Genomic DNA, 20,967 nt, shown 5'->3' on the forward strand with positions numbered 1-20,967 from the left:
GTACATTGTTCATTTAAAAATAAATTTCCATTAACATCTTTGGAATTTTATGTTGTACTTTTCTATATGAATGTTATATAATTCTAATTATTACGTAAGGAATATTGGAGGATAAAAATGGATTTCATAGAAATTATTAAAGCATTAGTTTTAGGTATAGTTGAGGGAATTACAGAATGGCTGCCTATCAGCAGTACAGGACATTTGATATTATTTGAGAATTTATTAACGTTAAATGTTAGCGCTGAATTTATGGAAATGATGAGAGTAGTAATTCAGCTAGGTGCTATAATGGCTGTTGTAATACTTTATTTTAACAAACTTAATCCTTTTTCTCCTAAGAAATCGATGCAGGAAAAGAAAGATACTATGAGTATTTGGTTTAAAGTAATTGTTGGTGTTCTTCCGGCAGGTATTTTAGGTGTGCTATTTGATGACTGGTTTGATGCGCATTTTTATAATGATGTAACAGTGGCGATAACATTAATTCTATATGGTGTTCTTTTTATTATCATCGAGAATCGAAACAAGGGGAAAAGGACTCAAATTAACAGTTTTCAAGATTTGTCATACAAAACTGCATTATACATTGGACTATTCCAAGTTTTAGCGCTAATTCCAGGTACTTCACGTTCTGGTGCAACAATTCTTGGAGCAATTATTCTTGGAGCCTCACGTTATATAGCTGCTGAATATTCCTTCTTTTTAGCCATTCCGGTAATGTTTGGTGCAAGTGCTTTAAAATTACTCAAGTTTGGTTTTAACTTTACAGGAACAGAATTGGCGATACTGCTGACAGGTATGATCTCAGCATTTGTTGTGTCAATTATTGCAATTAAGTTTCTTCTTAAATACATTAAAAATAACGATTTTAAAGCTTTTGGCTGGTATCGTATTGTACTAGGTGTAATAGTAATCGGATTTTTTATTATATTTAAATAGTCATTCATAGCCTCTTTTTTGGTAATTATTTATCAAATAGGAGGCTATAATATTATAGGCATATAATGAATAGGGTTATAATAGGAAGTTTGGTAAGGTGTTACTGATAACGAAGAGTTAAAATAGGAAGGTGATACGTTGAAACTAAGAGATGCTATTCGTACTATGAAATTTAAAGATAAGAATAAGAACCATCATAAGCTATATACAACTTGGGGAGAGCATTTGGATCCTGATCATGTTCTGGAGGAGTATCCGAGGCCCCAGCTGAAAAGAGATAATTATACCATCTTAAACGGTTATTGGGATTATTGCATTACTAAAGATTCTGCCATGCCTGAACATTACGATTGTAAAATATTAGTACCCTTTTCACCTGAAAGTATGCTATCTGAAGTTAATAAGCAATTAATGCCGGAAGAATTCCTGTGGTATAAAAGAAAGATAACGATTGATACGTTACCTGATAATAAAAGGTGCATTTTGCATTTTGGAGCAGTGGATCAATTCTGTGAAGTATATTTTAATAACAAAAAGGTTAAAGAACATATGGGGGGCTATCTTCCATTTTCTATTGATCTTACCGAGGAAATTGAAAAGGGTGAAAATATTCTTATTCTAAAGGTAGCTGATGATAGCGATACCTCTTATCACAGCAGAGGAAAACAGAAATTAGACCGGGGAGGTATGTTTTATACTGCTCAAAGTGGAATTTGGCAGACTGTTTGGATGGAATGGGTTCCAAAGATATATATTGAATCAATAAAGATTACGCCCCTGGTGCTGCAAAGTGCAGTAGAAGTAAATATACTGATAAATAATAGCAATACTTTAGATTTACATAAAAAGGATGATAATTCTTCCAATAGAAATTCTGATAGTATGATTTCTGGAGAGATAGAGTGCATAGAGTTTCACATTGATGTTTATGCCAAAGGAACTTTAATAATATCTGAGTCCAGTGAATATCCAAATGTAGTTATTCCTATGAGCAACTTTGAATATTGGAGCCCGGAGAATCCTTTCTTATATGATGTGGTTATTACAGCAGGGGAAGACCGGGTTGAGACCTATTTTGCAATGAGGATAATAGAGATAAAGATGGATAGTGAAGGCATCCCCAGAATCTATCTTAACCATAAGCCATATTTTCAAAATGGTATTTTAGATCAGGGATACTGGCCTGATGGCTTATATACTGCCCCTAGTGATGAAGCACTTATTTTTGATATTCTAAAAACAAAAGAACTGGGCTTTAACATGATACGTAAACACATTAAGATAGAACCTCTTCGCTGGTATTACCACTGTGACCGCTTAGGTATTCTTGTGTGGCAGGATATGGTTAATGGTGGAGAAAAATACAATGAATTAATAGTTGGCTATCTTCCCACTTTATTCCCCAGTTCTGCTAAGCTGCTAAAAGATAAGCATTACCGGTTATTTGGAAGGAAAAATGAAGAAGGACGAAAGGAATGGTTGAAAGAATGTGAAGATACAGTAAACCATCTATACAATTCTCCATCTATTGTAGTTTGGGTTCCATTTAACGAAGCCTGGGGACAATTTGATGCAAAAAAAATATATGCCAGATTGAAAGAAATGGATAAAACCAGACTTGTTGACCATGCAAGCGGTTGGTATGATCAGAAATGCGGAGATTTTAAAAGTATACATAATTATTTTCATAAACTAAAAATAAAAAGTGAAAAACGGCCCACTGTATTATCCGAATTCGGTGGCTTTGCCTGTTATATTAAAGAACATTCTTATTCCTGGAAAATCTACGGATACCGCATCTATATGAATGAGGAAGATTTAAATAAGGATTTTCAAAAGATGTTTGCACAGGATATTGCAGAACTTAAGAAGAAAGGATTATGTGCTGCAGTATATACACAACTTTCTGATGTGGAGGATGAGGTAAACGGATTATTCACTTATGACCGTAAAATATGTAAAGTAAAGCCTTTAATGAATATTATTAGATAAATTATGATATTTAATTTGATTAATTGTAATTTTCCATATGTATATGAAGATTTTTCAAGATAAAAAAAATACGAAAAACATATTCGACATAATGCTTTATAATACGCCATAATATAACACAAAACTATAATAGCATCATATAATATTAATAGTCTTATTAAGATTATACACGTTAATTATAGATGGAGGTGTAAACATGGCTGTATATATAATACACAGGTCAAAAGAGCCGGAAGAATATGAAGAAATGGAAAAATATGAAGAGCCGGAGGAACATGAAGAAGCAGAAGAATATAGGGAAGTGGAAGAAAATAAAGAAATAGAAAAAAATAAAGAAATAGAAGAAAATAATAAATCAGAAGAATATGCAGCTCAGGGAGAATATACAGAACTGGGACGGCATGAAAAACCGGAAAAAATTAAAGTTGATCCAACGGATCCTACTACCATACCCAAATTCGTGGATCCAATGCCAATACCAGATGTAGCAGAGCCTGTTAACCAATATGATTCATCAAAGAAACAGGAGTTGTTTTATAATATTACAATGCGGCAAGGTAAGCATAGATTTCATAGGTATTTTCCGCTAACAAACATTTGGGGATACAATGGAACTTATCCTGGTCCAACCTTTGAGGTTGAAAAGGATGTACCAATTAAAGTAAAATGGGAAAATAAATTACCAACGAAACACATCCTTCCGGTAGACCATACTCTTCATGGAACTATGGATACTCCGGATGTAAGAACAGTAGTGCATCTTCACGGTGCTAATGTTGCTTCTGACAGTGACGGGCATCCGGATGCATGGTTTTCAAGAGATAATAAATATGTAGGACATAAATACACCCGGGAAGTATACGAATATACCAATCATCAAGCTGGAGGTATCTTGTGGTATCATGATCATGCAGTAGGAATAACCAGATTAAATGTATACGCAGGATTAGTCGGCTTTTACTTTATAAGAGATTTTTTAGAGAGAAGATTAAATCTGCCGAAAGGTCCTTACGAAATACCAATTATGATTCAGGATAAATCATTTAATAAGGATGGATCATTATTCTATCCGGATAATGCAACACCGCCTGTTGATAATCCCATTCCGTCAATACCTCCTGTTTTCTTTGGAAATACTGTAGTGGTAAATGGTAAACTTTGGCCATACCTAGAAGTCGAACCCCGTAAATATAGATTTCGGATGTTGAATGGCTCCAATGCAAGGGCTTATGAACTTAAATTAAGTAATGGAGCTAAATTCCATCAGATTGGTACTGAATTAGGATTACTGCATCATCCTGTTGATATTGATTCCTTTATTCTGGAACCGGCTGAAAGGATAGATTTAATAGTAGACTTTTCACAATATAAAGGCCAGGAGATTATCTTAGAAAACATTGCTCAAGGTCCACCTAGTCCAGGCATGGAAAATATAATGAAATTTAAAGTAGGCAAAAGATTATCTTGCCCGGACACAAGTACGATTCCCACAGAACTGATGCCTGTTCATAAAATGGATCCCAAGCTAGCAGTCAAAGAGAGAACAATGCAGTTAGTTGAAACAACAGATCATTATGGAAGAGCACAGCATTTACTGAACGGTAAAATGTGGGATGCACCGGTTACTGAAACACCTAAATTAGATACCATTGAAATATGGCATTTTGTAAATAATTTTGCTTTTCCTCATCCAATGCATGTTCATTTGGTGCATTTTGAGATATTGGGAAGAAAGGTGTTTACACCAAATGATTTTGATGAACATGGAAACTATAAATTTGATTTAAACAGTTTAACTCCTCCCCTTAGTTATGAAACAGGGCCGAAAGACGTGGTAAGAGCAGAACCGGGGCAAGTAACATCAGTTATTATGCACTTTAAGGAACATGTTGGAGATTATGTATGGCATTGCCACATTCTAGAACATGAAGATAATGATATGATGAGGCCAATTTTAATTGAAAATAAATAATCACCAGAAGATAAGGAATCCAAACAGATAAAAATTAAAAAGTGATAAGATAGAGAAAAAAATAAGTAATAAATTAAAATATTTTATTAAAATTAAAACAGATGAAAAGATAATGGTTAGAATTAAGTATAAAAATAACTATTGGAAACTGTCATTCTTAAGAAATAAATTCAACAAAGTTGAATTTATACTTAGAATGACAGTTTTTTTACCTTTTTGTAACTTATTGAATTGCAATTATGTATTAAAAGAGGATCGTTATTTTAATGAAGGGGATAATAGGATGCACTAATATAAAAATTAGAATTACTCAGCTTTTCTTACATCATATAATAAATTCACTCATATATTAAATCAAGGACTTTAACCAGAGGTAATTATGCAGATACATATTGTTCAACCAGGGGAAACAGCTGAATCCATAGCAAATTTATATGGACTTCCTGTAGAAAGATTAATTATAGAAAATGCTATAATATATCCCAATAATTTAGTAGTTGGTGATACCATTGTTATATTATATCCTGAGATAACCTATACCGTTCAAGAAGGTGACACGTTAGCAGGTATTGCAGAAGCATATGGTGTAACTGTAATGGATCTATTAAGAAATAACCCTTATCTTTCAGATAGGGAATATTTAACACCTGGAGAGACCATCATTATTCAGTACGCAGATCCCAAAATAAAAAAAATTGCTGTTAATGGATATGCGTATCCTTTTATTGAAAATTCCATTCTTAGAAAAACCTTACCTTTTCTAACTTACCTAAATATCTACAGTTACGCTGCTACACCAGAGGGTAATTTAATTAATATAAACGATACTGAGGTTATTCGGACAGCTAAAGAATACGGGGTAGCACCTATTATGTTAATAACATTTCCAGAAAGTGAAAATAGGGAAAATGATATTACACATAGAATACTTACTAATAAAGAGGTTCAAAGTCGTTATGTTAATGATGTTTTACACTTTTTAAATACAAAAGGATATTATGGGGTGAATTTTGATATAGTATATATTTTTCCGGAGGATCGGCAATTATATATAGAATTTATGGTAAATTTTGTTAGTGTTATCAGAGAGCAAGGATATCAGGTGTTCAATACATATGGTGCTAGTACATTTGAACTATTAACAGGTATTGCATACTCTGAACTTCAATATGCAAACATAAGTGATTATGTAGACTTTACTATTCTTTTGCCTTACGAATTGGGGTTTTCTATTGGAATCCCTCTTAGCACTATAACTTTTAACACAGTTCAGCAGTTTATTGATATTGCTATTACACTAATACCACCTGAAAAGTTACAAATAGGTTTATCTACAATTGGGTATATATGGGAGCTTCCTTTTCTGGAATGCATTAGCAGAGGTAATGCCATATCTAATACTGCAGCTGTAGAATTAGCCCGGGAAAATAATGTACCAATTGAATATGATGTGTCAACAGAATCTGCTTATTTTATATTTATACAAGGTAATGAAGAATTCTTTGTACAATTTAAAGATGCACGTACTATAAATGCCTATGTTCAAGAAGTTGCAAAAACCGGATTAGGTGGTATAGCTGTTTGGAATGTTATGAATTTTTTCAATGACCTATGGTTGATTGTTAATTCTCAATTTGAAATAGATAAAGTTATAATGTAAAAGAAACATTACAAAGCTGTCATTATAAAACTTTTAGAAACAGAATCTTAATTGTGAAGGCAGGATTCTTCGGCTAAAAGCTTTCAGAATGACAGTTGTTTTTTGCAACAAACATTAGGTTATTTCTCTTACATTTTGGTTAAATTTATGATAGACTAGGTTGTAAAGGATACATAACTGCTGAATTAAGATTCTATAATATAATACATATAATAGTATATAATTTTTGTATACCGTATTTAATATTTAAATAAGTACATATTTAAGGAGATTACTGATGAAAGAAGTTAATTTTGGAATTATAGGTTGCGGAAATGTAACTGAGGTAAAGAGCGGTCCTGCTTTTCAAAAGATTGAAGGGGCAAATCTATTAACAGTTATGAGACGTAATGAGGAAAAATTAATAGATTATGCCAAGAGGCATAATGTGCCCAAATATACAACGGACTATTTAGAGTTATTAAAAGATAAAGATATTGATGCTGTATATATTGCAACCCCTCCTAATATGCATCATTTTTATACCCTGGAAGCTGCAAAATATGGTAAGGCAGTTTATGTTGAAAAGCCAATGGCTATGACAGTAGCGGAATGTGAAGAAATGATTCAAGTTTGTAAGGATAATAATGTACCGTTGTTTGTGGCTTATTATAGAAGAGGACAAGATAGATTTAATAAAGTAAAAGAGCTAATAGAATCCAAGGATATTGGTGAAGTAAGATCTTTTCAATATTTCTATACTTCCGGTATTCCAAAAACAGATCCTAACCGCTCATGGCTTCTAAGTAAAGAGGTGGCAGGCGGGGGATTATTATATGATATAGGCTCTCATATGATTGATACTATGATTTATTTGTTTGGGGAGGTTAAGCAGGCAACAGGAATATCCTGCAATCAAAGTAAAGCATTAAATGTAAATGATGTTACTTCCGGTATAATCCAGTTTAAAAACAATATTCAAGGAAGTATACAGCTTTCTTTTAACGGAAATGAAAAACGGGATGAATTAACCATAATTGGAAGTAAAGGCTCAATAAAGTTATCCATTATGTCATATGATAATTTATCTGTAATAAAAGAAGATAAATCATATGAAATCGAATTTCCACAACCGGAGCATGTCCAGCTGCCCCTAATAAAAAGAGTGGTGAATACTTTATTGGGGAAGGATAATTATGACACCAGCGGGGTATATGGACTTAGAACCCAAGAAATATTAGAGACATTTGAAAATAGTACAACAATCAAATATTAATGAAAATAAATATTAAGAACTAAATTGTGGGTGTATTAGATAAAATATGAAGGTATATGATATGTTAAAGTAAAAATGGATTATAAGATAAAGATTACTAATAGGATGAGAAATAGGTGAATGGGAAAATATGAAGATTGAGAAAATGAGTGACTTTTTTACTGCCCGTGTGGACGGATATGATGATCATATGCTGAATAATGTAGAAGGGTGTAAAGACGGTTATATTAAGATGGCTGAATTGCTGCCCCCGGATATGGTTCAATTATTAGATTTAGGCTGCGGTACCGGATTAGAGATTGATGAGATATTTAAAAGATTTCCTTTTGTTAATGTTACTGGTATCGACCTGACCAAAGCAATGCTTGATCAATTAAAACGAAAACATCCGGATAAAAATATGGTGCTGATAAATGAAAGCTATTTTGATTATGATTTCGGAACTTCTCTATATGATGCAGCCGTTTCTTTTCAAACAATGCATCATTTTTCACATGATGATAAAATTAAACTGTATTCAAAGATTCTGGCTGCCTTAAAAGAGGATGGCCAATACATAGAATGCGATTATATGTTGGAAAAGCAGGAGGATGAAGACTTTTATTTTAGTGAAAATAAGAGACTTCGTAAAGAATATGGCATTAAGGATGGGGAGTTCTATCATTATGATACTCCATGTACAATTTCTAATCAAATTGATTTGCTTTTAAAAGCCGGGTTTCAGAATGTGGAAATGAAATGGAGAGAAGGGAATACTACATTACTAGTTGCTAAAAAATATTAGATGGAACCGAAAAAACAATCTTAATGATGAAAGCCTATATCTTACTTTGCATAGTAATTTAAGATATAGGCTTTCATCATTAAATTGTTTTTTGGATAAGCTTTTAATAAAGTTATTAATAACATTTAATTCGTCATATATAAAAACTGCCAATTAAAGTCATACCTTAATCAAGACAAAATGTACTATTTATTATTCAGTAAATTATAATATTTTTCTTCATTCATATCCCATCGAGAAGGTAAGCCAATTATATTACCTATTAATGTCCCACAGAATGCAGGTAAAAAAGATATCGTTAGTTTATTAAAGCCACTACCAGTGACTACTAAATATATTATAGAAGTTACGAAAATGATGATACTAGTAATTATAAGGTTGTATAATATATACATTAGTTTACCTTTTTTTCTATTCTTTTCCCAATTTATAATGAATTTTTCGTCATCTGTATAAAATATTCTTGATATTTTGCTTGATTTTATCTTATTTGATTTAATTAAATACTTAAATAAAAGGCGTGTAACAAGATATATAATAAGAAAAATAGCCAATATTTTTAGTACCCCCATATTGAAACCTAACTCTTTGGTCACAGCAATACCTCCCCAGGTTATTTATACTATATGATAAAATACCATTGTAAATATAATTTATTATACCACATATTGGTTTATTATGTTTGACTTTGAAGTAAGCTTCCAAAGATATCTTTATTATTTTTAAGTTTTTGTTCTCTCCAATGACTGTATTTTTGCCATTCTACAACTCTATTCTTTTCTTTTATAGCAAGAAGAGTGTCCTACTACTCCCACCTCAATTATTTCGATTTCTACTTGTGTAAATTAATGGGTGATATTTGATATATAGTATCTAAAAATATTTTTTTTACAGTATATCTAAGATTTTTTCACTATCGGGATCAATGGGCTTTTGTTACACTAAAATTACAATAACAAAGGGGGATTTAAAATGAAAAAAATTTTAAAAGCAAAAACAAGAGCAGTTGCTGTTGTGTTGGCTTGTACATTAGTCCTGGGCATGTCAGGATGTAAAGCCAAAGATGACAGTAAAAGTGTGGTGAGTGACAAAATCAGTTATACCCTTACAGAAGAAGCAAATCAAGAAATTGAATTACCAAATTCACCTATATCTTCATTTTGGTTTCCGGCAGAACTTCTGACGTGGAATTCGGAAGAAGATACTGATTTTGCCTACAATGTAAGCACAGTACCCTTACAGGAACGTGTTGAAAAAGATAAGTTGAGTACAATTAATAGCACTCAGAATAAAGATACAAAGGTAATGAACAGCAGTACAAGTGGAAATGCACCACATGGAAAAAGCAAGTTTTCAGCCAATACATTTTCTCACTGGCAATACATAGACACGTTGGTTTATTGGGGAGGATCTGCCGGAGAAGGGATTATTGTACCACCAAGTCCTGATGTAACGGATGCAGCTCATAAAAACGGTGTTCCGGTTCTTGGCACAATATTTTTCCCAATGCTTGAACATGGTGGTAAAATAGAATGGTTAAATGATTTTCTTAAAAAAGATGCCGCCGGTAATTTCCCAATGGCTGATAAACTAATTGAAGTTGCAGATAAATACGGATTTGACGGATGGTTTATAAATCAGGAAACACAGGACTCCTTAACTAAGGATCATGCAGTACTGATGCAGGAGTTCATAAAGCAATGCAAGGAAAAGGCACCGGAAGGCTTCCAGATTGTATGGTATGATTCTATGACAAAGAACGGAGAAATGAACTGGCAGAATGCATTGACTCAGGAAAATGACATCTTTATGATTGATTCTGCGAAGAATAAAGTTGCAGATAGTATGTTCTTAAATTTCTGGTGGGGAAGGGATGAACTTAAAAATTCCAGAGAAAGAGCAGAACAGCTTGGTATTGATCCTTATGAACTATATGCTGGGGTTGATATTCAGGCAAACGGTGTTATGACACCTGTGGAGTGGAAGAATTTTGAGAATGGCTCTCCATCTGTCACATATACATCACTGGGACTGTATTGTCCAAGTTGGTCATATTTTGCGGCAGAAACCATAGATGCTTATGACAAAAACGAAAGTCGTTTATGGGTTAACGAACATGGAAATCCTGCTATTGATACTAAGGTAAGCGGAAGTACATGGAAAGGTATTTCTACATATGTAGTTGAGCGCAGTGTTGTTAAAAAAGCACCTTTTGTAACTAATTTTAGTATGGGTAATGGATACAGCTTCTTTATTGATGGCGAAAAGGTTTCAAACCGTGACTGGAATAACCGGAGTATGGCTGATGTAATGCCCACATACCGCTGGATCATGGATTCTGAAGGCAATAATGATCTAAAGGTTTATACAGACTATGCAAATGCATACTATGGGGGAAATTCCTTCCGCTTCTATGGTAATATGGATGCTAATAAAAAGACAGAAATTAAATTATTTGCATCGGATTTAGCTATTGAAAAGTCCATGACAGTTTCCACGGCATTAAAGGCTTCCCATAAAACCATAGCTAATCTGGTATTAACGATGGATGATGGGTCAACTAAAGTTGTGAAAGGGGATAAAGCAGTATCCACGGACTGGACAGTAGTAGGATTTGATGTTTCTAAATTAGCAGGAAAAACAGTACGTAATATTTCTTTATCAATTGCAGCAAAGGAGAAAGCTTCCGGTTATGAGCTTTTCTTAGGAAACCTGTCAATTTTAAATGGAGCCTTAGAAATTACAGATGTAACATCTGCCAAGGTAGAGGGATGTGTTTTTGACGAAGAAAATATGTACGCCGGTGTTCGTCTATCCTATGAGCCATCGGGTACAGAAAATATTAAGAACTATGAAATATACAGAATAAACCAAGATAACAGTAAATCTTTATTATCAGTTACAACGAATCCTTGCAGCTATATTGACCGTCTTGAAAGAAGCGGAGAATCCTTAACTACTACATTTGAAGTGGTTGCAGTGAATTATGAAGGGGTTCGGGGTAAAGGTGCTACAATTTCAATAGAATGGAAAGATAACAGTATACCTAGAGCAGACTTTAAAGCATCTATAACATTGATTCCTGAGGGCGGTTCTGTAACCTTTGAAAGTATAAGTACCCAGAATACAGAAGGTCTTTTATGGGAGTTTGAAGGAGCTGATGTAACAACAAGTGAAGAGGCTTCTCCTACCGTTATCTACCAGAAGGAAGGTACATATAAAGTGTCATTGACTGCTAAAAATGCCAAAGGTGAAGATAAAAAGGAAATAGAAGGTTTCATAACTGTAAGTAATAAGGCAAAAGATGGTCTTGTGAACCTGGCATTAAATCAGAATACAGAAGCCTCTGCTTATGTAAATGAAAATGAAGCGCCTACCTTTGCTGTAGATGGAGATTATTCTAAGAAATGGTGTGCTACCGGAAATCCGCCTCATACCCTTACTATTGATCTGGGAGAGGTAAAAACTATCAGTCAGATAGCAATTGCCCATGCTGAAAAAGGAAATGAAAGTCCGGATATGAATACACAGAAATACAAATTTGAAGTAAGTACTGACGGCAATGAATTTACGGAGATTGTAAATATAACAAAGAATAAAGAAGGCATGACACTGGATACATTTAAGGCTGTTGATGGCAGATATGTACGTTTGGTTGTAGTAAAACCTACACAGGGTGGTGATACTGCCGCAAGAATTTATGAAGTAGAAGTATATGGAATAAACAAGTAAGGAGTAAAGCTAATTATGAAGCAGTCAGTAGATGAATCCCTGGAAGCCCTTATCCGGGAGGTTAAAGATAAGTTAAGCGGTCACCGGGAAATAGCCCAGGTATTTGATAAATGCTATCGTAATACTATACAGAAAACGGCGGAAAGACTTGAAGATGGAACAACATACGTAATAACCGGAGATATACCGGCAATGTGGCTTAGGGATTCAACTGCCCAAATGCGTCCATATCTTATTCCGGCTGCAGGTAATGAGGAAATGGCTGATATAATAGAGGGATTGATAAAGAGGCAGGTTGCTTGTATACATATTGACCCTTATGCCAATGCATTTAACCGGGAGGCCAACGGTGCCTGCTGGGAACAGGATGAAACCTTAAGAAATGACTGGGTATGGGAACGTAAATATGAAATTGACTCTTTATGTTATCCGGTTCAATTGATGTATTTATTCTGGAAAGTAACAAACCGGACGGAGTTTTTTGATTTTAATATAAAGAAAGCACTTGAAAAAATCATACAGGTGTTTCGTATAGAACAAGATCACGAAGAAAAATCGGAGTATAGTTTTATGCGGAAGAATACATTCTTTATGGATACTCTGTCAAGGGGAGGGAAAGGGGCTTTGGTTAAACCGGGTATCGGTTTGACCTGGTCCGGATTCCGGCCAAGTGACGATGCCTGCACATATGGCTATCTAATTCCATCGAATATGTTTGCTGTAGTGATTCTTGGTTATATAGAAGAAATTGCAGAGGTGATTTATAAGGATACTGTTTTAATGCAGGAAGCAGCAGAATTAAGAAGAGAAATCAAAACAGGTGTCGAGACCTTTGGAATTACAGCAAAAGAAGGGTACGGAGATGTTTATGCTTATGAAGTAGATGGTTTTGGACAATTTAATCTTATGGATGATGCCAATGTACCAAACCTTCTTTCTATGGAGTACTTAGGATATCAACCGGAAAGAAAAGAAGTTGCAGAGAATACCAGAAAGCTTATCTTAAGTGAAGCAAATCCCTATTATTATAAGGGTAGTAAAGCTGCCGGAATTGGAAGCAGTCATACACCGGTAGGTTACATATGGCATATTTCACTTGCAATGGAGGGGCTTACAACAAAGGATAAGAACAAAAAGTTAATTATTCTTAAAAAAATGGTGGAAACGGATGGAGATACCGGATTCATGCATGAGAGTTTTAATCCCGATAACCCAAAGGAATATACAAGAGAATGGTTTTCATGGGCCAATGCATTATTTTGTGAGCTTGTTCTGGAATATTGCGGATATACCATATGTAATTACTAATCTCTCATTAATACCTTACTAAAATACCTTGTATAGCCCATATATCTAAGGCTGTAAACACGTTTTAATTTCTGCAAGGATTTTTCAGAGGTTATAATTTATTTCAATAAAAAGGAGATATAATATGTTTTTGACAGATAGAAAATTAGAAAGCCGTATTCAGGAATTAGCAGAATATAGATACCGTGAAATACAACCTCTTAAAGAGTTTTTCATGAAAGAAGATACTCAGAGTGTGGTTAATCCTAAAGTACCGGATAATTTTGACAATTGGGATACTATATGTGTGGGTGATAAATGGTCCGGAAGAGACTTGTATCTTTGGATGCACAAGGATATTATAATACCTGAAAAGTGGAAAGATAAACGGGTTGTAGGTATATTTGATTATGGCAATACAGGAGCAGGTAATAATTCAGGATTTGAGTCCATGTGTTACATAAACGGTAAGCCATATCAGGGGGTTGATGTTAACCATAAGGAAGTATTTATTAAACCGGAACTTATAGGCTCCAGTATTAACCTGACTTTCCGCTTGTGGTCCGGTCTTGAGGGGGGCGGAGTGCCTAGTCCCCAGGAACATTGTATAAATCGGGCAGATTTAGCATGGCTTGATGAGGAAGTGGATAATTTCTACTACATGGGAATGATGATTGTAGATACATTAAAGAATCTGGAGGATGGCAATCCGGTTAAGTATGACTTAAGAAATGCACTGGATGCCGCATGTAAGTGTATTGACTGGTCATATCCTGGAAGTGAGGAATTTTATGATTCTCTCCATCAGGCAAATGAAGTTTTAAACAATAAAGTGGAGGCAATGGAGAAAAATTCGGAAGTAAACATAAAGTGTGTTGGCCATACACATATTGATGTTGCCTGGTTATGGAGGCTAAAACATACCAGAGAAAAAGCATCCCGTTCTTTTTCAACAGTTTTACGCCTTATGGAACTATATCCGGAATATATATTTTTACAGACACAGCCCCAGCTTTACGAATACATAAAAGAAGATTTTCCTGAGATTTATAGCGAGATAAGGAAAAAGATAGAAGAAGGCAGATGGGAATGCGATGGAGGTATGTGGGTTGAAGCTGATTGCAATTTAACCAGTGGTGAATCCCTTACCAGACAAATACTTATTGGAAGTAAGTTCATTAAAGATGAATTTGGAAAAGATGTAGAGTATTTATGGCTTCCGGACGTATTTGGCTATTCATGGGCATTGCCTCAGATTCTTAAAAAATCTGGCATTGACATGTTTATGACAACAAAAATAAGTTGGAATCAATATAACCGTATGCCCCATGATACCTTTAAATGGAAAGGAATAGACGGCAGTGAAGTGATAACTCATTTTATTACCACACCGGATCCCTGGAGTGAACCGGGTTCCTGGTTCTATACTTATAATGGCAAACTTACGCCCAAAACAGTAAAGGGTACTTGGGAAGCCTACAGTGAAAAAGAACTGAATAAAGAACTGCTAATATCCTATGGGTTTGGTGATGGAGGCGGCGGAGTCAACAGGGACAATCTGGAACAGAGAAGATGTATCGATAAGATTCCCGGACTCCCTAACCTGAAAACTTCCACAGCTAAGGAGTACTTTAGAAATCTGAAAGAAACAGTTAGAAATTCTGAACAGTTTGTAAATACCTGGGACGGAGAACTTTATCTGGAATATCATAGAGGTACTTATACCAGCCATGGCCACAATAAGCGTATGAATCGAAAGATGGAGCTTCTTTATCGAAGAGCAGAGTGGATGGCTGTAATGAAGGGAATACTTACCGGATCTTTGCAGAATGCAAAGCAGGAGGAACTGACAAAGGGTTGGAAACATATTCTTACCAACCAGTTCCATGATATAATACCAGGTTCCTCAATTCATGAAGTGTATGAAGATTCCAGGAAAGATTATGAATACATCGAAAAGATTGGAATAGAAGTAGAGAATGACTTCCTGGATTATACAACCCTGAAAGAAGACAATAAATACAGTGTTATAAACAGCTCAGCATGGACTGTAAGCGGAATAGTTAAAATCCCTAATACAGGGGATGGAATCTATAAAGATGAACATGGAAATATTCTTGAAACACAGTTTGAAAAGGATAGTTCTTATGTATTTTTAAAGAAAGTACCATCTATGGGTGTGGCAACAATTGTATTTGAACCGGGAAATAAGGATGAAACAAATTTAAGTTTCAAAATAGAGGAAAGAAATATTGAGACACCATTCTATTCTATTTCTTTGAATGACTGGGGACAGATTACAGGTTTGTATGATAAGACTTTTGAACGTGAAGTTCTTCCCGAGGGAGAAAGAGCAAATGTCCTACAGATGTTTGAAGATAAACCCTTGGGAAATGATGCATGGGATATTGATATATTCTATCAGCAGAAAATGCGTGAAGTAAAGGAACTTGTTGAATTTAAAGTTACAGAATGTGGAAATCTGCGTATGGTAATACATATGGAATGGAAATATATGAATTCTTACATTTCTCAGAATATGATTCTATATTCCAAAAACAGACGCATTGATTTTGAAACAACAGTGGATTACCATGAAACCCATCAGCTGCTTAAAGCTGCATTTCCGGTGGATATCCGTTCAACATATGCTACCTATGATATTCAGTATGGCAATGTAAGACGTCCAAACCATTGGAATACAAGCTGGGATCAGGCAAGGTTTGAAACGGTGGCACACCGTTTTGCAGATCTGTCAGAGAGGAATTATGGGGTAAGTTTATTAAATGATTGTAAATATGGTCATGACATTAAAGATAATGTTATGAGAATCAGCCTTATTAAAGCTGCCAACCATCCGGATCATTTACAGGATCAGGGAGAACATGTCTTTACCTACGCACTTTTGCCTCATGGAGGTGATTTTATTGAGGGAAGGACAGTACAGGAAGCATTTCTTTTAAATGAGCCTATGCAAGTGGTAAAGGGACAGCTAAGGCTGGAAGCTGAGAGTTTCTTAACCCTGGATAATGACCAGATTGAAGTAGATGCAGTTAAGAAATCAGAAGACGGCAAATATATTGTGATTCGTTTCCATGAATTTGCAGGATCAAGGCAAACTGTTAATATGAAGCTGGGATTTCAGTTCAAATCCTTTGTGGAAGGAGATTTAAGAGAGCGTCCCACTGGGGAAAAGAAGGGTGCAGAAGATTTAACATTTGAAGTAAAGCCTTATGAGATAAAAACAATTTTAATAGAGTTGTAATATAAATCCCAAAATAAACCTTACACAAAAATCAGGGCAAAAATCACTATTTCCAAGATTTTTACCTGATTTTTGAAGGGTTTATAATCAGATTAGTATAAGAAAAGAGGTGGGTAAAATTGTTGAATGAATTGTTTAGCGGAGAGAGAATTTTTGGTTTTTGTGAAAAAGTATGCTACTTCTTTATAGTAAATACTTTGTTCTGGCTGTCAAATATACCGTTAATCTGTTTCTTTGTTTTTGTTGATATAAAGCATATCCCAACTTACCTTCCTTTATTTATGATATCCCTGCTGCCGGTACCCCCTGCTTTTTCTGCAGTATTGTATTGTATGGGAAGACAGTTAAGAGGGACAGAGGTTCGGGCCTTTAAGGATTATAAAAAAGGATACCGGGCAGATTTTTTATTAAAACTAAAGCTTGGTGCAGTACAGTTATTTGCTATATTCGTTCTTTGGACCAATACAAAGTATTTGTCAGAATATGGACTGGGTGTTGTTTCTATGCTGTTCTTTGTTGCTTTCATATTCACAATAGTATTAACCCCTAATTTATATTTATTTGCATCAAGGTATGATATGAAGCTTTTAGATATAGTCAGGGTTGCAGTAATAATAACAGTGACCCGCCCTGTTTGTACACTTGGGTATATAGCAGCATTTTGCTTTATGCTGATGCTATTTGAGCTTAGTGCAGGAACAACAGTTTTATTTATGATAAGCGGTTATGGCTTCCTGATAGCTTTTATGAGCCGGCCAATTTTAAAGTTTTTAGAAAAGAGTCAGTGACACTGGCTCTTTCTGTGCTATAATTTGATGGGAAATATTAAAATATTGGGGGAAATTTTATGCATAAGAAAAAATCAAAACAATTGTACTATAAAATATTTTTTACTTATACTGCCATTTTAGTTTTTACAGTAGGGGTACTTATGGTTTATTTTATTTCCTCCAATAAAGCAAGAATATTTGAGACGAACCTTGATTATATGAAGATGCTCAGTGAAGAGGCTGTATCTTATATGGAGGAGTGCTCAAATGATGTAGGCTACATAAAAGGTGATCTTTACCAACTTCCTGTTATTTCAGAGGATCTATTGAACTATCTTAGATATGATGAAGAGACCTACCAAGTTAAACGTCTTGAGAAATATATAGCTTCCACTACTTTAAAATACAATGGATTTGAAAGCTTTATTATAAAAAACATGGAAACCTATTCTAATATCCTGCAAATTGATCTTATATCTTACTTAAGACTTGAAAGTACATCATGTTACTCAGACGGAATAAAGAACAGGACAACACTTCCTAAGAACAAGATAGATCAGATTAGAGATGGTGACCTGGCAGGAAGAGGGAGATTTTCTTTTTTGAAAGAATTGAGAGATCCGGATACTATGGAAAGTGTAGGATGCATGATTGTAATCTTTAAGGCAGATGTTTTTGATAAATTGCAGAACTATTACTCCAAGGCAGAGCTGGCAGTATATAATATGGAAGGAACTGCAGTATATAATTCCTTAGATGATTACTCCGAAAAAGAAGTAATCAATCTTGAAAAAGACAATGAATATTCTATAAAAAAGACGGTGAAAGATTATGTAATTTACACATTTATTGATAAAAATCAGGCAAGGCAGCTTCCAATGTCATTACTTCTTACTATTTTTGGGGTAGGTGTAACTATGGTTATCATTGGAGAGATGTGCATTAATATATACCTGCAAAAATTAACAGGACGATTGAATTATATACTGGATGGAATGAATAAAATTACAACCGGAGATTTGTCGGTACGTTTGGAAGTTGATAATAATGGAGATGAGCTGGATTTAATTTCGAAAAATTTCAATGACATGTGTGTCAAGCTTGACAGGTACATTCAAAGGAGTTATCTGGCTGAAATTGAGCAAAAGAATGCAGAACTTGAAGCGCTGCAGGATCAGATTAATCCCCACTTTTTGTACAATACCCTGGAATCCATTCGTATGAAAGCTATCTGTAATGGTGATAAGGACGTTGCAAAAATGCTTTATAGTATGGCGGTGATTTTTCGAAGCCAATTAAAGGAATCCGATGTTATTACGGTAATTCAGGAAATCCATTATTGTAAAAAGTATTTGGAATTGTTTGAATTCCGTTATCAGGGAAAGTTTACTTCCACTGTTATATGTCCGGAGGAATATATGAATTATCCTATAATCAAATTTATATTGCAGCCAGTGATCGAGAATTACTTTGTACATGGAATACGTGGGGAAAGTGAAGGAAATGAAATATGTATTCTTGTAGAGAGTGATGAAGATGCATTGATTATAAATGTAATTGATAACGGCAGAGGTATGAGTGATGAGGAAATAGAGGCAAAAAATAAGGAGTTAATGGAGAATAAAAGAGAGACTAAAAAGAGCATTGGTTTGATTAATGTAAACGGAAGGCTAAAAGCAGTTTATGGTGAAGAATATGGAGTTTTGTTAAAATCTAGTGATAGCGGCGGAATGCATATAATTTTAAGAGTTGGAATGGGCGAGGAAAATGGGAATGAAAAAAGTAATGTTAATTGAGGATGAAGAACTGATATTAGAGGGACTTACCAATATTCTGGATTGGAAGGAACTGAATATGGAAGTAGTACATAAAGCACATAATGGGGAGGAAGCTCTTAGATACTGGAAATTACAGCCCGTTGATATTGTAATAACAGATATTGAGATGCCTGTTATGGGAGGCCTTGAATTATTACATGAAATCAGGAACATTGACAAACGGGTACGTTTTATTATCTTAACCGGGTATGATGAATTTGAATATGCAAGGAAAGCCATTCATCTGGATGTGGAAGACTATATTCTAAAACCTATTGACGAAGAAAAATTGGAGTTAACTTTAAGAAGAGCATATGATAAGTTGAATGAAATTGACCGGAAAAAAGCAGTTAATATTGATGATGAGGCAGGATGGCTTTGTTTTTTAAGAGGTTCATTAGAAAAGGAAGAAGAAGAGAAATACCTGGAAATACTTCCAAAGATAGCTGTCGGACAGTCTGTATATGGCGGGGTAATGAAAATTGAAATAGAAAGTCTGCAAACCGTAAAAATATCCGATTTGTTAGTTGAACTTCAAAAAGAGAAGAATCTCCGGGTTATTTATCTGTCTTCCGACAGCTTGTTCATACTCCTGTATACTACCGATAGGGATGAAAATGAGGTATATAAATTCTTTCTTTCTCTGCAAAATAAGATTGAAAGTACATATGATGTATTTACCTTTATTAGCCTGGCAAGTCCTTTTAATGATTACAAATTCTTACCGGCATGTTACCGGGAGATTATGAAGCTGCAAAAATATCAGGTCATAGAAGGTTACGGAAGTTGTGTAGCTCCAGGAACAATTAAAAATCGTAAATCTGAGGATATATCAATTGATGATAGTACTTTAAGAAAAATGATTTTTAAAAAAGACAAAGAAGCTGCTTTAAGCTATATTGAAGATTTATTTATTAACAATGTTAAGAAGAATTCAGCAGTTGAGGATATTTTTCAGATGGCATTGCAGATAGCAATGATTTTGCAGAATATAAAGTCGGAATATAACTTAAATGATCGCAAGAACATGCAGAATCTCATAGAAATCATTGATAGAATCTACCATGCAGAGGATCTGTTCACATTAAAGACTATTTTCATCGGTGAGATTATACAGATAATAGATTACCTCCATGAGGATGATTCACAGTATACGCCTGTTATAAAACAGATTATGGCAGAAGTAGAAAAGAAATATAAAGAGGACATGAATCTGAAAATGTTGTCCTATAAGTACAATATGAATGCCTCCTATCTTGGACAGATATTTCAAAAGGAAGTAGGCTGTTCTTTTGCACAGTATCTTAGCAATAAGAAGAATGGAGATGCAAAAGATCTGATATTGAATACTAACATGAAGATTAATGATATTGCAAAGGAAGTAGGATATCAGGATACCAGTTATTTTTACAGAAAGTTTAAGAAGTGTTACGGAGTATCCCCTGCATCCCTGCGGGAAATGAAAAAATACTAGATTATTAACTTCCCTAG

The 20,967-nt window shown here is 34.5% G+C and carries 13 protein-coding genes; 12 read left to right on the forward strand and 1 reads right to left on the reverse strand.

The genetic code is table 11. The features are described 5' to 3' along the window. The first annotated feature begins 117 nt into the window (after positions 1–117). From BM183_RS00855 to BM183_RS00880, 6 genes are all read left to right on the forward strand, one after another. Positions 118–942 (forward strand): undecaprenyl-diphosphate phosphatase, encoded by an 825-nt coding sequence (locus BM183_RS00855; protein ID WP_091683641.1) that lies wholly within the window; start codon positions 118–120, stop codon positions 940–942. A 138-nt stretch (positions 943–1,080) separates the two neighbouring features. Beyond that, positions 1,081–2,934: a glycoside hydrolase family 2 protein gene (locus BM183_RS00860; protein ID WP_091683643.1), complete on the forward strand. Its 1,854-nt coding sequence runs from the start codon at positions 1,081–1,083 to the stop codon at positions 2,932–2,934. A gap of 196 nt (positions 2,935–3,130) precedes the next feature. Beyond that, positions 3,131–4,906: a multicopper oxidase family protein gene (locus BM183_RS00865; protein ID WP_242960786.1), complete on the forward strand. Its 1,776-nt coding sequence runs from the start codon at positions 3,131–3,133 to the stop codon at positions 4,904–4,906. Between the two features lie 379 nt (positions 4,907–5,285). Further along, the gene (locus BM183_RS00870; protein WP_091683645.1) at positions 5,286–6,566 is read left to right on the forward strand and encodes a LysM peptidoglycan-binding domain-containing protein; all 1,281 of its coding nucleotides are present in this window, start codon (positions 5,286–5,288) and stop codon (positions 6,564–6,566) included. Between the two features lie 277 nt (positions 6,567–6,843). Then, entirely contained in the window at positions 6,844–7,821 is a 978-nt protein-coding gene (locus tag BM183_RS00875) for a Gfo/Idh/MocA family protein (protein ID WP_091683647.1), read from the forward strand. Positions 7,822–7,951: 130 nt separating this feature from the next. Continuing rightward, a complete protein-coding gene (locus BM183_RS00880) occupies positions 7,952–8,605 on the forward strand; it encodes a class I SAM-dependent methyltransferase (protein WP_091683649.1) in 654 nt (217 codons plus the stop codon). A gap of 185 nt (positions 8,606–8,790) precedes the next feature. On the opposite strand, the gene BM183_RS00885 is transcribed toward BM183_RS00880, so the two are convergent. Beyond that, positions 8,791–9,201 (reverse strand): hypothetical protein, encoded by a 411-nt coding sequence (locus BM183_RS00885; RefSeq protein WP_091683651.1) that lies wholly within the window; start codon positions 9,199–9,201, stop codon positions 8,791–8,793. Positions 9,202–9,577: 376 nt separating this feature from the next. On the opposite strand from BM183_RS00885, the gene BM183_RS00890 reads away from it, so the two are divergent. From BM183_RS00890 to BM183_RS00915, 6 genes are all read left to right on the forward strand, one after another. Beyond that, a complete protein-coding gene (locus BM183_RS00890) occupies positions 9,578–12,337 on the forward strand; it encodes an endo-beta-N-acetylglucosaminidase (RefSeq protein ID WP_091683653.1) in 2,760 nt (919 codons plus the stop codon). Between the two features lie 15 nt (positions 12,338–12,352). Beyond that, positions 12,353–13,645, forward strand: a complete 1,293-nt coding sequence (locus BM183_RS00895) for a glycoside hydrolase family 125 protein (protein WP_091683655.1) — start codon at positions 12,353–12,355, stop codon at positions 13,643–13,645. Between the two features lie 124 nt (positions 13,646–13,769). Then, positions 13,770–16,889: an alpha-mannosidase gene (locus BM183_RS00900; protein WP_091683657.1), complete on the forward strand. Its 3,120-nt coding sequence runs from the start codon at positions 13,770–13,772 to the stop codon at positions 16,887–16,889. A 119-nt stretch (positions 16,890–17,008) separates the two neighbouring features. Continuing rightward, the gene (locus BM183_RS00905; RefSeq protein WP_091683659.1) at positions 17,009–17,677 is read left to right on the forward strand and encodes a DUF624 domain-containing protein; all 669 of its coding nucleotides are present in this window, start codon (positions 17,009–17,011) and stop codon (positions 17,675–17,677) included. A gap of 59 nt (positions 17,678–17,736) precedes the next feature. Then, a complete protein-coding gene (locus BM183_RS00910) occupies positions 17,737–19,455 on the forward strand; it encodes a sensor histidine kinase (protein WP_091683661.1) in 1,719 nt (572 codons plus the stop codon). Beyond that, positions 19,433–20,950: a response regulator transcription factor gene (locus tag BM183_RS00915; protein WP_091683663.1), complete on the forward strand. Its 1,518-nt coding sequence runs from the start codon at positions 19,433–19,435 to the stop codon at positions 20,948–20,950. The genes BM183_RS00910 and BM183_RS00915 overlap by 23 nt, the downstream gene beginning before the upstream one ends. Positions 20,951–20,967: the final 17 nt, after the last annotated feature.

The sequence above is a fragment of the Anaerocolumna aminovalerica genome (assembly GCF_900115365.1).
GTDB lineage: Bacteria > Bacillota > Clostridia > Lachnospirales > Lachnospiraceae > Anaerocolumna > Anaerocolumna aminovalerica.

Coding starts and splice junctions, on each gene's coding strand:
- BM183_RS00855 (WP_091683641.1), top strand. CDS start 118: ATGGATTTCATAGAAATTATTAAAGCATTAGTTTTAGGTATAGTTGAG.
- BM183_RS00865 (WP_242960786.1), top strand. CDS start 3,131: ATGGCTGTATATATAATACACAGGTCAAAAGAGCCGGAAGAATATGAA.
- BM183_RS00870 (WP_091683645.1), top strand. CDS start 5,286: ATGCAGATACATATTGTTCAACCAGGGGAAACAGCTGAATCCATAGCA.
- BM183_RS00875 (WP_091683647.1), top strand. CDS start 6,844: ATGAAAGAAGTTAATTTTGGAATTATAGGTTGCGGAAATGTAACTGAG.
- BM183_RS00880 (WP_091683649.1), top strand. CDS start 7,952: ATGAAGATTGAGAAAATGAGTGACTTTTTTACTGCCCGTGTGGACGGA.
- BM183_RS00890 (WP_091683653.1), top strand. CDS start 9,578: ATGAAAAAAATTTTAAAAGCAAAAACAAGAGCAGTTGCTGTTGTGTTG.
- BM183_RS00895 (WP_091683655.1), top strand. CDS start 12,353: ATGAAGCAGTCAGTAGATGAATCCCTGGAAGCCCTTATCCGGGAGGTT.
- BM183_RS00900 (WP_091683657.1), top strand. CDS start 13,770: ATGTTTTTGACAGATAGAAAATTAGAAAGCCGTATTCAGGAATTAGCA.
- BM183_RS00910 (WP_091683661.1), top strand. CDS start 17,737: ATGCATAAGAAAAAATCAAAACAATTGTACTATAAAATATTTTTTACT.
- BM183_RS00915 (WP_091683663.1), top strand. CDS start 19,433: ATGAAAAAAGTAATGTTAATTGAGGATGAAGAACTGATATTAGAGGGA.